General features: G+C 42.6%; 10 protein-coding genes. 4 read left to right on the top strand and 6 right to left on the bottom strand.

The genetic code is table 11. The annotated features are described in order from the left end of the window. The first annotated feature begins 62 nt into the window (after window positions 1–62). Window positions 63–611: a hypothetical protein gene (locus L1D46_RS08630; protein WP_167658014.1), complete on the top strand. Its 549-nt coding sequence runs from the start codon at window positions 63–65 to the stop codon at window positions 609–611. On the opposite strand, the gene L1D46_RS08625 is transcribed toward L1D46_RS08630, so the two are convergent. From L1D46_RS08625 to L1D46_RS08615, 3 genes are all read right to left on the bottom strand, one after another. Beyond that, window positions 608–1,513: a tetratricopeptide repeat protein gene (locus L1D46_RS08625; protein WP_239977353.1), complete on the bottom strand. Its 906-nt coding sequence runs from the start codon at window positions 1,511–1,513 to the stop codon at window positions 608–610. The two genes, L1D46_RS08630 and L1D46_RS08625, sit on opposite strands and share 4 nt — an antisense overlap. A gap of 67 nt (window positions 1,514–1,580) precedes the next feature. Next, window positions 1,581–1,757 carry a hypothetical protein gene (locus tag L1D46_RS08620; protein ID WP_239977351.1) on the bottom strand — a complete coding sequence of 59 codons (177 nt, stop codon included), beginning with the start codon at window positions 1,755–1,757 and terminating at the stop codon, window positions 1,581–1,583. 128 nt (window positions 1,758–1,885) lie between these two features. Continuing rightward, window positions 1,886–3,529: an amidohydrolase family protein gene (locus L1D46_RS08615; protein WP_239977350.1), complete on the bottom strand. Its 1,644-nt coding sequence runs from the start codon at window positions 3,527–3,529 to the stop codon at window positions 1,886–1,888. A 107-nt stretch (window positions 3,530–3,636) separates the two neighbouring features. Here L1D46_RS08615 and L1D46_RS08610 point away from each other — a divergent pair, with 107 nt between their 5' ends. Then, entirely contained in the window at window positions 3,637–4,536 is a 900-nt protein-coding gene (locus L1D46_RS08610) for a LysR family transcriptional regulator (RefSeq protein WP_130050938.1), read from the top strand. Here L1D46_RS08610 and L1D46_RS08605 read toward each other — a convergent pair. The 3 genes from L1D46_RS08605 to L1D46_RS08595 form a co-directional block, all read right to left on the bottom strand. Then, entirely contained in the window at window positions 4,533–5,885 is a 1,353-nt protein-coding gene (locus tag L1D46_RS08605; protein ID WP_167658019.1) for a magnesium transporter, read from the bottom strand. The two genes, L1D46_RS08610 and L1D46_RS08605, sit on opposite strands and share 4 nt — an antisense overlap. Window positions 5,886–6,035: 150 nt before the next feature. Further along, a complete protein-coding gene (locus tag L1D46_RS08600) occupies window positions 6,036–7,034 on the bottom strand; it encodes an AraC family transcriptional regulator (RefSeq protein ID WP_130050936.1) in 999 nt (332 codons plus the stop codon). Further along, the gene (locus L1D46_RS08595; RefSeq protein WP_130050935.1) at window positions 7,018–7,935 is read right to left on the bottom strand and encodes a GGDEF domain-containing protein; all 918 of its coding nucleotides are present in this window, start codon (window positions 7,933–7,935) and stop codon (window positions 7,018–7,020) included. The genes L1D46_RS08600 and L1D46_RS08595 overlap by 17 nt, the downstream gene beginning before the upstream one ends. A gap of 284 nt (window positions 7,936–8,219) precedes the next feature. On the opposite strand from L1D46_RS08595, the gene L1D46_RS08590 reads away from it, so the two are divergent. Both L1D46_RS08590 and L1D46_RS08585 read left to right on the top strand, forming a co-directional pair. Continuing rightward, on the top strand, window positions 8,220–10,520 hold the full coding sequence (locus L1D46_RS08590; protein WP_178927252.1) for a TonB-dependent receptor: 2,301 nt from the start codon (window positions 8,220–8,222) through the stop codon (window positions 10,518–10,520). A 58-nt stretch (window positions 10,521–10,578) separates the two neighbouring features. Further along, complete coding sequence (locus L1D46_RS08585; protein ID WP_239977348.1) at window positions 10,579–12,519, top strand: phytase; 1,941 nt, start codon at window positions 10,579–10,581, stop codon at window positions 12,517–12,519. The last annotated feature ends 56 nt before the right edge of the window (window positions 12,520–12,575 follow it).

Raw genomic sequence — 12,575 nt, 5'->3', positions numbered from 1 at the left:
AGATAAACTATATGCAAACTTGTTGCGACTAACTAAATAACATAACCCATTAGGACATCATTATGAATTTAGTACGCATCAGCGCAAGTGCACTCTTAATCACAGCCACTACTGCCTGTATTGGCCTCTCAAATGCCAGTACAACAAGCAACCAAAACGATTATCGTGTTATTACTTTTAAAGATTGCAAAAAGGTAAGCGAAAGCACCCTCAATAACGAACAGATTGCTGCATACCTAGAGCTTGAACGTGAGCAGGTAAAACTAGAAGCGCTAGAACAACCAATTAGTGACATAGAACTACAAGTCACTGAGTACTCTGAGCAAATAGAAGCGATCACCGAAGAAGCAGTTATTGAAGACGAGAACCACCTGCGAATTAATAAAAGCTTATTAAAAGAGCAAGATAAGCTGGCTAAAGAACTAAATAAACTTATGGCCGCTCATGATGCTGATTTTAAAGCACTAGAACAGCAAGCAAAGTTAATCGAACATGCCGCTAAACAATTTGATAAAACAATGAAGCCTTTGATGGAACAAGGTGAGTCAACCCATCTACAAATTTTAGCGCCGGGTGAAGACGAAAAACCTGGGTGTTTTTACAATATCTAAAGTACATTAGCGAGATGTGCATAAAGTTTCGCATGTGATTGCCGAATGTCTTCTTTATGCACTTGCTTAAACCATTTTAATGCTTGATCTTGCTTTCCTGCTTGCCAATTGATTTCAGCTAAGCGTAACTTATAAATAGCTATCACATTTCGATCTGAGTCTGAATTCATGTACTTAAGAGACTGTACATAAACTTCATCTGCTTGAGCATAATTCGCCAAAAGTTGATGGGTGCGAGCTAAGTTACCTAAAGCCACAGAGATTTTGCGGTTATGATTGGTTTTTAAAATCCAATCGGCTGCGATTTTTCGGTTTGCAAGCGCACCGTCTACATCACCTAATGAGTGAAAAACATTCGCTTTATTCGACGCAAGTTCAAAGTGAAAAATAGGATCTTTGCTTTTGCCAAAGCGGCGCTCTGCCCTATCAAGAATTTGCAGTGCTGTTTCCTTGTTACCAAACACATATTGCAAATTAGCCAGCTCGACCATGCGCATAGGGTTACCAAAGGAGTCGAAGATTGCTTGCAGTTTTTCAAATGCTTTTTTGGCATATTTACGGCCTGTTTCAAAGTCGCCTAAATAATGCATTGATTTTGCGTAGTAAAAGTAAACTTGAACTTGAAAAACGACTGGTAACTCTTCACTCGCAACAAAAGGCTCAGTGCTATCTTTCAAAATCTCATATTCCATCTTATCGTAGAAATAATCAAACTGATAAGATTTAATCTCATACCAATGCGCAGAGCCAAGCTCACTGCTTGCAAGCTGTTGGTTAATGTAATCTAAGCAACTAATTTGTGACTGTTGCTCACAAAACATCTCATGATCACTAAAGTTTTCAGAGGCATAGGCATTAAGGCTCGATAATCCTAACAATAACAAGGCTAACTTTTTCTTCATGCACAACTTTCTCAGTGAGAATTCACTCAGAAAACTAACAAAATTTAATGCTTTGTAACAGTATTTTTTAATTAAATTGATAAGTGTAACTCAGTACTAAGTTTTGATCTGAGCCGTAATCACTGTCTTCTGTTGCGGAAAATAGCTTGAAACTTTGTTGTTTATCAAATTGATAACTTGCACCAATGGCAGCGAAATAACCTGAATAATCATTAGAGCCTACAGAATAAGCTGCGGCTGCCATTACTGTCCATTTTTCGGACAATGATCTTTAATTAGTAAAGCCTCTTTACCTAACTCTGCATTCCTTTTATCTAACTACAATCAGGTATATAAAGTTAGGTTAAGAGTATATAGTTTTCCTGTGCATCACTACAACGCAGCGATACACTCCACCTCAACCTTTGCGCCCAGTGCTAAGCCACTGGCTGCAAATGCGCTTCTAGCAGGTAATTTAGTAAAAAATGGCGTGTAGGCTTGATTGGCTAAAGGCCAGTCTTGTATATCTGCCAACATAAGGGTGCATTTAACAACATCGTTAAAATCTAAATTGTGATCTTGCAAAACAAAGCCAATGTTTTTCATCGCCTGCGTCATTTGGGTGCTGATGTCATTGCCAGCCAAAGCCATAGTGGTTGGCAAGTTGCCTAATTGCCCCGATAAAAATAATAACCCCGCCGCTTCACGGGCCATCACAAACGGTAATTTTTCATTATCACCCAAGTGGATAAATTGGCCATTTTTAATCACATGAACAATGTTTTGGCTATTGGTAATCTCGTTACTTGGATCTCTGCTAAGCACTACAAGATTCGCCGTTTTACCTGCCTTTATCGAACCTGTTTTTTTCTCAATGCCAATCACTTTTGCACCATTAATGGTTGCAGCCTGTAGAGCTTCTAAAGGCGTTAAACCTGCCCGTTCAACTAATAACTGCATTTCATGGTGGACCATAGGCGTTACAGTATTAAACCTGTCACTAGTCACATCGGTACCTGCTGCTATAGTCACACCGGCTTGATGAGCCAACTGTGTAAACAGCCCGCCCCACTCATTGAGCAATAACCCTTTTTCACCACGAGAGGCTTTGGTTTTATCAAATACCGTTAGGGTCGAGTCTAGAATAGTGCCCTTTTTTTTCATCTGCTTTATTAATGTTTGATAAGCTTCTAGTTGCTTTGCATCGCTTTTTTGCTGTTCTGTTAAAGCAACATTTTTACGGCGCATATCATAGAAATTCTCAATAACTTGCGCAGCAAAATCAGCAGCATGTGAAATTGTTTCAACACCACCATTAACCGCTTCAAGCGGTGTTGCTGGGCCAATAAAAGCATGCGACCACACCTTAAGGCCATGTTTTTTAGAAGCTTTTGATAACTTTGCTACCACTGACCCTGGCACATTTGCATAAATTTTGATGCCTGTTGCCCCCAGCCCTTTGCTACGCAGCATAATGGCATCAAAGTCACTGTTTTCATCAACGGCTCGCATCCAATCCACAGTGCCCGGGATTTCACCTTTTGCAGAGGCGACTGTGCGGGGGTCAGAAAAGAACGCTTTACCACCAATAATCACAGAATAATAAATATCCGGTGATTGAATAATATCGTTATCGGCTCGTCGTTTAAGTGAGCTCAAAGCGCGGGTATCGCCGCCCATATCGCGCACACTTGTCACACCACCCTGTAAAAGCTGACGCAAGCGAGTGCGCGTGATTTCATCGTTATCTGAATCATCGGGTGATGTAGCATGGTGCACATGCGTATCGATTAAACCGGGTATTACATACTTACCTGCTAAATCGATTTTAATGACATCGTCGGCAAAGCGACGATTGCTTGCAGGAACAATTTGTTTGATTTTGTCATCTTCTATGATGATGGTTTGTGCTTCATTAACCGACAGTGCTTCCACGTCGATTAGGTTAACATTTTGTAATGCAATGGTTTGAGCCACCACCGACGACGATAAACCCAATGCAATGCTGGCAAGTAATGTGTTGATACCCGATTTCATGATCACCTCTTATTCTTGTTTTAGCTATCAACTTACACCTGAATTGCTTGGTTTTACATCTCACAAAAGTTTATAGTGTATAAACTTATAGTTTAAAAATAATAACAATGAACAAACTAGAAGCCGTCAGAGCCTTGTGCTTAGTCGCTGAATATCAGAGCTTTACTCAAGCTGCTAAGCAAATGCAGCTCTCTACCACCATGGTTAGCCGCTATGTAAAACAGTTAGAGCAAAACTTAGGCTGCTTGCTGTTAAAGCGGAACACCCGCAAAGTGTGTTTAACCGATGCAGGCCAGAGTTATGTACTGCAAATGAAGCCTTTACTTAATAAATTTAATGAAGTTGATGAAGAGCTTAGTGCGCTTAGCCAAGTGCCTAGCGGCAAGCTTGCTATTTCAACTAGTATAGAATTTGGCTGTCAATATTTAGCACCTTTAGTCAGTCAATATCAGTGCGCTTTTCCCGGTGTGAAATTAGATATTGTACTGTCTAATACGCCTGTTGATTTATTTGATAGCCAAATTGACTTAGCATTTAGAATTGCCCCTTCATTACCAGATGCCAGCCACATAGCGCAAACTGTTTGCCACTCATCATTATCTTTGTGGGCAAGCCCTGCATATTTAAAAAACCATGGCGTTCCAAAAGATATAGCAGCCTTATCTGAGCATAGATTACTGTTTTTCAACCATCATATTCGTAATGAACAATGGATATTTTGGGTAGATGGCCAGCATGTTTGCCGCAAGTTTAATTGGGCTATGACCTCAAATAATGGTCGATTTTTAAATGAAGCAGCGGCGGCCGGTGATGGGATAATTCAAGCACCCCGTTATTCAGTAGCCCCGTTTATAAAATCAGGTCAATTAGTTGAAGTGTTAGCAGAGCACACTTTAAAACCATTAACGATTGCTGCGGTTTATCCACATAGGTATGCGCTGTCAAATCGAGTTAAAACATTTGTTGAGCTGGCTAAACAGTATTTTAGCCAGCATCCGATCCCTTAAAGAAGTAGCAAGCTACCTAAACCTAGGAAGGTGACAAAGCCGACGATGTCGGTGACTGTGGTAAGGATCACAGAGCCAGAAAGGGCTGGATCGATTTTAAGCTTATCTAAAATCGATGGGATCACCACTCCTGATAACGAAGCAGCAACTAAGTTAAGTAAGATAGCGATAGTAATGGTTACACTTAACATGCCATCGTTGAACCAGAAATAAGTGAGTACACCAATTACAAAGGCCCAAACACAGCCATTTAGCGCGCCCACTCTAAGCTCTTTTTTCAACAGCGCTCTACGGTTGGAGTCGGTAACCTGACCAAGCGCTAAACCGCGCACAATCACCGTTAACGTCTGACTACCCGCAATACCGCCCATAGAAGCGACAACAGGCATTAGTACCGCAAGAGCAACCACTTGCTCGATAGTTGCACCAAACAAACCGATAAACCAAGAGGCTAAAAATGCCGTTGCTAGGTTAATACCAAGCCAAATACCGCGGTTTTTTGCCGACTTAGTGACGCTTGAGAACAGATCCTCGTCTTCACGTAGACCACCTGCTTTTGCAGCGGCTTCGTCGGTGACTTCTTGACGCAATTCATAAGCTGATGACACTGATAATCGGCCTAATAGTTTGTTGTCGGCATTCACAACTGGCATCGCCATTTGTTCACTATGAATAACCACTTCAGCCGCTTCGTATAGGTCGTCATCAGCATGCAATGCCGACACATCAAGGTTCGCGTAATCCAGCAGGCTGTCGCTATCATTGGCTTTAAATAACGCATTAATTGCCACTTCACCAATGAGAGTGCCCTTACGGCTGACTAGATAAATCACCTCGGTATACTGCGGTAAACCTTTTTGAAAAATTTTACGCGCGCCAGCCACGGTGAGTTTTTCTGACACTTTTAGCGCATCAAAATCGAGCCAGTGACCTAACTGCTCTGGATTATATTGCTGTGCAAGGTCGTACTGCTTTGTTTGAACTTCATCAAGTTGTCTGCGTGCATAATCAACAAAGCGCTCAGGAATAATTTCTTCAAGTTCAAGTAGCTCTTCTACACTGACTTCGTCAAGTAGCTTAAAGCCAGCGGCTTCTTCTAGACTTTGCAATAACCAGCGGCAACTATCACCCCCTAAGTTAATGAAGATTTCATGCTGGGTATCTTCATCAAGTAATTGCCAAATTTCTAAGCGCTGCTCTTTGGGTAACGCTTCAAACAATAACGATAAATGCTCGGTAGAAAGCTTTTCTTTAGCATCAGCAAGTAACTTATTTTTGCGCGTTGTGGTGTCACACTGAAGCAAGTCATCAATTAACTGGGGAAGTTGGTCAACAGGATACTCAATCATTTGAGACCTCGGTTAATTACATCAATAACAATAGTCTAACGCAGCTTGAGAAAAATAACTGCCTAGGAATTGATATATTTTTATCTACACTTCATCCGTAATAAAGATGTACATAAAACCTTTTCTCCCTAAGTAGAGAATAAAAAATAATTACCCCTTTAATTGACTTGGCGTAAGCCCAGTCCAGCGTTTAAACGCTCGTCTGAAATTAGCAATATCATAAAATGATAAGCGCATGGCGACTTGCTCATTGCACTGCTCACGCATGGCAAGCAGGTAAATCGCTTTACGCTTACTTTGCTCATCATACAAAGTAGAAAAACGCACGCCATGAGCTTTTAGTTTACGCTTGAAAGTTGCGGGGCTCATGGCAAATTGACTGGCTACTTGTTCTAAATTTAAGGCCGGATTTTGATAAATTAACCGGCTTACTGCTTCCACAAAAGTGCTGTTGGCAGAACTTAATGCCGCTAGTTGCGAGTTAATTTGTGAAAACCTAAAGCTACTAAACGCCGGATTAGTAAGCCTAAGCGCTTGTTTATTCAAAATCCAACGAGTTATTGGCTTTTCAAAGGCGACTTTAAGGCCTAAATGTTGTTCGTATTCTTGGCTATGTCTGGCTCGTTTGTAGGCAAATTCGAACTGACAAGGTACCCGCTCACCCGCCACTTTTTTAAGGATTTGATAAAAAGCGGCGCTGTAAATCTCCATAACATACTGGCTTATTTCATCATCCAAACCTACTGCGTTTTGCAGCACAATGTAATACTGCTCGTTATGTACATAACTATAACTAAATAACAAAGGTGCCAGTTGCATGCGCAAATTGTGTAACTGCTTTAAAGCTTGCCCAATGTGCTCTGCATGTAACACGCCTTGGGCGGCAACAGAGGTATCGTTTGCCAGTTGACTGCCTAATAAAAAACCGCTGTCGGCGGACTTCATCAGCTGCTTAAATTGCGTCAATAAGCGCACTTGCTGTGAAATACTAAACTGGTGCTGCACACTCATTAAGTCTTGCTCAAACACCCCTGTGCCTCTGAGTAACTTATGCAGTGCAATGCCGCGGCTTAAGGCCAGCTCCACCAGCGTGGTGATCAGTCCCTGTGCGGTGAGGTATTTGTCATCTTGATTAAGATACGGCTTCACAATGGCTGACTCTTTGTTGTTTTTGTTGTTGTAACTTAGCGTGTAAACGCGAGCTTAAACTTTGTGGCGTATCGCCTTGAACACTGCCTACTAAGGCCGCTGTTACATCTTGAAACTTAGCGTGTTTTTCGCCTTCGACCTTAAATGCACAATGGTTCAGCGCCGAGGTAATTTGCGCCAGCAGTTCTTTCGCTTGTACTGCGCTGGTATTTGGCATCAGCACCATAAAGCAGTCTCCCGCGTAGCGGCACACTACATCGGTAAGACGGCAATTCATCAATAAAAGCTCGCTCACTTCACCTAGTAAGCGGTCGCCTTCGATAAAGCCAAATTCAGCGTTAAAATCAGCAAAACCGCGAATATCAATGGCGGCCAATTGCAACGGTTGTGGTTCATTTAACTGCTCTTTTAATACCGCTTGTAAATAATCAGCCTTATAAAGTCCGGTGATTGAGCACACTAATTCATGCTCGCGATGCTGTGCTTCACGGCGCTTTAACTGCCTGTTAAGTACGTATTGTTCTTGGTGCCATTGATACAAGCCAAGGCTTGTGAAAATCATGCCAATCGGCGCAGGCAATGATTCTATCCATGTGAGCCATGTATTGGTGGGTTGATGTAACCACTCATCAAATAAATCGAGGGAAGCTGAAAACATAAAAAGCCCAAGCCCAAGCACTAAAAAGCTTGTTACTTTCCCAGGCGGCCTTGAAATAAGCAGTGCAGCTATCCAAGTGAGTGTCATCAGTACAATGCCACCTTCGCCTAAAATATCTAACCAAGCTATATCCGCAAGAGGCTTTAATTCTCCTGCTTGCGCGCTTAGCAAAAACGCAATCACAAACAGAGCAATGACTGCATTGGTTAAAAATCGATGATGAGTAAAAGGGTTAAATCGCATTTTAGATACCTAACAATAATTCTCGCTGCCATGCTAACCCGTTAGCGTTTTAAGCAGCAGGGTCATATTAGCTCAATGATGTGACAGCAAAACGACAGTCAAACCTTATTAAACCCCTTAAGCACTGTATTTATCTTAAAAAGATAGGGTTATTGCAGCTCAAAAGTGTTTTTTAAACCCTCTAATCACTTGTTTTTACTACCTGTTAGCGATTTTCTGTCACATTTGCGTCATTTAAGCTGCGTACTTTGCTCGTCAAACCAAGGACAATCAGGAGCAACCCCATGAAACAATTTAAAACGAAGGCGTTAGTTAGCGCCCTCGCCTTATGTCAATTTGCCGCTTACGCACAAGATGAGCAAAGCAGCGAAGAGAAAAAAGTAAAAGTCTCTGAAGAGCTTGTTGTATATGGCGAAATCGGTTATCGCAACCGCTCACAAGAGCTGGCACCGACGCTTGAATACTCACAAGAATACTTTCAACGCTTTGAACCACTTACTGCCGGTGATGCATTAAAACGTGTACCCAGTGTGACGTTTTTATCAGATGTTTTAGAGTCTGATGGCGCGCGTATGCGCGGCTTAAGCCCCGCTTACACTAAGGTCCTTATTAATGGTGAAGAAGTACCTGGTGCTGGTGCTGACCGCTCATTTTTTGTTGACCGTATTCCTGCTGAGCTAATTGAGCGTGTTGAAATTATTCGTGCTTCAAGTGCAAACCGCTCTGCAGATGCCATTGCCGGTACTCTAAACATTGTATTGCGTGACGGTTACAGCCTAGATGGTGGTTACCTTCGTGCGGGTGGCCTGCGTTATGACGATGGCGAATTAAAAGAAAGCTTTGCCGGTGTTTACGGCACTGAGTTTGCTGGTGGCCGTTTGTTACTTGGCGCTAACTTACAAGGTCGTTATAACCCAAAACAGAAATCAAGCTTACGCTATGGCGACAGCCCTGAGAATAACGCCAATTACAAAACCGAAGAATTCGATAACCGCGAAGATCAATCAGATACTCGTGACGGTGACGATACTTCGCTAAATGCCAGCTATGAAATAGCCTTTGATGATGGCAGCAAGTTCGATATCAGCGCAATTTGGGTTGATACCGATCGAACTGAAGATGAGCGCTCATTCGAATATGATGACCCAACAGCAATCAATAACTCGATTGTTGAAGGCGGTAATCTTGAAACAGACAACGCCAATGTGTCTTTCATCGACCAAACCAACTACAACATCAACTCAGGTTATGAGTTACCGCTCTTTGGTGGCACCAGTAAATTCAAGCTTGGTTTTGCAAGCTTTGAAGAGTCTGTTTACGAGCAAGAAGTAGAAATCGATACTTCTGAACTACCTATGGTGTTCGAGGAAGAAGAAGAAACCGTAGACCTTGATGACAAAGAATGGTCATTACAATGGCAACATAGCCTATTTGCAGGCGAGAACAAAACGATTCAATTCGGTGCCTTTGTACAAGGTAAAGAGCGAGATACCGCCGTCTATCAAGCAGAAGATGAAAGCGAACAAAGCTTTACAAGCTGGGATCAGTTCAGCAAAACACCACTGTCACTGGCAGGCTTTAACAACGAGTTTGAAGCAGCCGCTGGTGGTGTAAATAAACTCGAAGAAGACCGCCTCGATGTATTTGCATTAGTAAAACACGAAGACCAAGACTTCTCGTGGGAGTTAGGTGTGCGCTATGAAACAACCGACTCAACCATTACTGACAAAGCAGAAGGTGTGAGCGCTAAAAACGATTATGACTTTTTCTTGCCATCGGCACACTTACGCTACAACGTCTCAGAAAACGGCCGTGTGAGTGCCTCTGTAGCGCGTAGCTTACGTCGCCCTGATTTTGACTACATCACCCCCGCTCTACTTGAAAAAGAACTAGGCGATAACGACTTTTTAGGTAACCCAGACCTACAACCAGAATCATCATGGGGTATGGACTTAGGTTATGAGTATCGCTTAGGTAAAAGCGGCGTCGTGGGTATCAATGTGTTCTACCGTGATGTTACTGACCTTATCGAAATCGCCAATACAGGCCAGCAAGGGTCAGAAGGTGATGGTACTTATATTTTGCAACCTCGTAACACCGGTGATGGCAATGTTCAAGGTATCGAGCTTGATTTATCAACCCCGTTAAGCGCTATTAGCATGCCAAACACAGGAGTATTCTTTAACTACTCATGGCTCGATTCAGAAGTAGATGACACCTTTGGTAGCCGTAAATTCAACGACCAATCTGACTACGTATTTAACGTTGGTTTTATTCAAGACCTGCCTGATTTAGGCGCTTCATTCGGTGCAACTTACCGTAAACAAGGTGATGCTTATGGCCGCATCGTAGGTGAAGAAGTAACCACACACTACGGCGCAGACCTTGAAGTATTCGTAGAAAAACGCTGGCAAGACGTCACGCTTCGTTTAGTAGGTTCAAACCTACTAGATGCAAGTAAAGACGAAACCTTTAACAAGTTCGACACCGTTGATGACCAAATCAACCGCGACTTTGACGAGTATGAACTGGAGTCTGAAGAAGCAGGCCCGGTTATTCAGTTAATGCTGCGCTACGCATTTTAATACACAAAAGAGTTATTAAGGCAGCTCATTGCTGCCTTGTTTTATATTTGGGGATCCCATGAATTTTACAAAACCACTTAACCTTGTAGCCAGTGCAGTGATGCTAAGCACCCTAGCAGCCTGTAGCCAAACAACAGCGACCGAGGCGCCAAGTAAAAACCAATTAACAGCCTTTGGCACAACTGAAAATATGCAAGGCTCACAAGCAGCAGCCCTTGCTGATGACGCTTGGTTATTGAGCTCACAAAGCCAAGGCTTACAACTCATTGATGCCACAGGTAAACAGCACGCATTACAAAAAGGTAATTTCGAAGCGCTCTCTGTTAAAGCAATCAACAAAAATAGTTACCTTGTTGCCAGCATCGATAACGAAGCTGACCAAGCAGTCATTTTTAGCTTACAAAAAGCACCAAAATGGCAGTTAACCGAAATTAGCCGTATCAGCCCACCTAAAGCAAAACCTGAGGCTGTGTGCTTATTTGCTAACCCGACAACTCAAGCTGTGTCAGCATTTGTGGCTGATGCCCGCGGCCTTATCCGCGAGACTTTAGTGTTTGATATTGCAAACAAACGTGCATTAAACCTTGAATTACGCGAGTTTGCCGGTGTAAGTGAAACATCAGGCTGCGCGGTTGATGATAACAGCAAAACCCTTTACCTAAGTGAAGGTGAGCTAGGCATTTGGCAAATTAACGCAGATGCCGAATCTCGGGCTGATAAAAAGCCCATTGCTATGATGTCGCCATTTGGCAGCTTAGCGCCTGAAGTTGGCGGTTTAAGCACATCAGATGATGGCAGCTTATGGTTCACCACTTCTGAAGATAACCAATTACATCGCTACGAAAGTAAAACTAAACGTTTTAGCAGCTGGCAATTTGCTGGAGAACTGGCAATTGAATCTGCCGCAGTGCGCTTTAATAATAATCAAGCTGACATCGTGTTATACGATGATGAATCTGGTCATTATGTAAAAGGTCAAATCGAGGGCCAAACCCAGAGACAAGCTAAGCTAAAAAATAGCGCTAAAACAACTGCTGTTACTTACATTAATGCACAAGCGCAAACCGATGCAGTACGTGCTTTTGGTGATGCCGCCGATGATCCTGCAATTTGGGTAAACCCAAGCAATGCAGCAAAAAGCCTGATTTTAGGCACCGATAAACGTCGTGGTTTAATGGTGTATGACCTTACTGGCAAAGAGCTACAAGCGCTAGAAACTGGCCGTTTAAATAATGTTGATGTGCGCCAACATGCAAGTATCAACAACGCAACTAATACGTGGATTGCTGGCAGTAACCGTACTCATAACAGCATCAGTGTTTACAGCGTCGATACTCACAATCAGGTGCAACATATTGCAGAGCTGCCAACGACTCTAAAAGAAATTTACGGTATGTGTATGTACTCATCAAACACCGGTAACTATGTGTTTATGAATGATAAGTCAGGTCTGTTTCAGCAATACAAACTAATCGGTAATAATGAGAGCGTATCAGCACAACTAGTGCGCGAATTTAGTGTTCCGAGCCAACCTGAAGGTTGCAGTGCAGATGATAAAACCGCACAGCTATTTTTAGGTGAAGAAGACGAAGGTATTTGGTTTATTGGTGCTGAGCCTACAGCAGAAAATAAACCTGTAATGCTACAAACCGTGAACGATATGCTGGTGGATGATGTAGAAGGCATGGAAATCTACCACGCTAAAGATGCCCGTTATTTAGTGGTTTCTAGCCAAGGTGATTACAGCTATGTGCTTTATAAAATTATCGATGGCAATCCCCCTAGCCTTGAGTTTGCGGGTAAATTTGCAATCAGCAATAACCTAGAGTTAGCAATCGATGGCGTATCAGAAACCGATGGCCTAACGGTGACACCGGCTGCGCTACCAGGCTACCCTGAAGGGGTGCTAATTGTGCAAGATGGTTACAACCGTATGCCACAAGCACCGCAAAACTTTAAGATTATTGACTGGCGCGAAGTAAAAAAAGCCATTCAATAAATTACTCCGTAAGGGTGCTCGGTTTATCTGGGCACCTTTTTTATCTGAACATGTTT

The organism is Pseudoalteromonas sp. Isolate3 (genome assembly GCF_022398505.1).
Lineage (GTDB): Bacteria > Pseudomonadota > Gammaproteobacteria > Enterobacterales > Alteromonadaceae > Pseudoalteromonas > Pseudoalteromonas apostichopi.
Note: the sequence above shows the minus strand (reverse complement) of the source record. Positions and strands in the feature narration are given on the sequence as shown.

What these genes read in the sequence shown, in the direction of transcription:
- L1D46_RS08605 (WP_167658019.1), bottom strand. Translation starts at nt 5,885, where the DNA reads ATGATTGAGTATCCTGTTGACCAACTTCCCCAGTTAATTGATGACTTG.
- L1D46_RS08625 (WP_239977353.1), bottom strand. Translation starts at nt 1,513, where the DNA reads ATGAAGAAAAAGTTAGCCTTGTTATTGTTAGGATTATCGAGCCTTAAT.
- L1D46_RS08595 (WP_130050935.1), bottom strand. Translation starts at nt 7,935, where the DNA reads ATGCGATTTAACCCTTTTACTCATCATCGATTTTTAACCAATGCAGTC.
- L1D46_RS08610 (WP_130050938.1), top strand. Translation starts at nt 3,637, where the DNA reads ATGAACAAACTAGAAGCCGTCAGAGCCTTGTGCTTAGTCGCTGAATAT.
- L1D46_RS08585 (WP_239977348.1), top strand. Translation starts at nt 10,579, where the DNA reads ATGAATTTTACAAAACCACTTAACCTTGTAGCCAGTGCAGTGATGCTA.
- L1D46_RS08615 (WP_239977350.1), bottom strand. Translation starts at nt 3,529, where the DNA reads ATGAAATCGGGTATCAACACATTACTTGCCAGCATTGCATTGGGTTTA.
- L1D46_RS08630 (WP_167658014.1), top strand. Translation starts at nt 63, where the DNA reads ATGAATTTAGTACGCATCAGCGCAAGTGCACTCTTAATCACAGCCACT.
- L1D46_RS08590 (WP_178927252.1), top strand. Translation starts at nt 8,220, where the DNA reads ATGAAACAATTTAAAACGAAGGCGTTAGTTAGCGCCCTCGCCTTATGT.
- L1D46_RS08620 (WP_239977351.1), bottom strand. Translation starts at nt 1,757, where the DNA reads ATGGCAGCCGCAGCTTATTCTGTAGGCTCTAATGATTATTCAGGTTAT.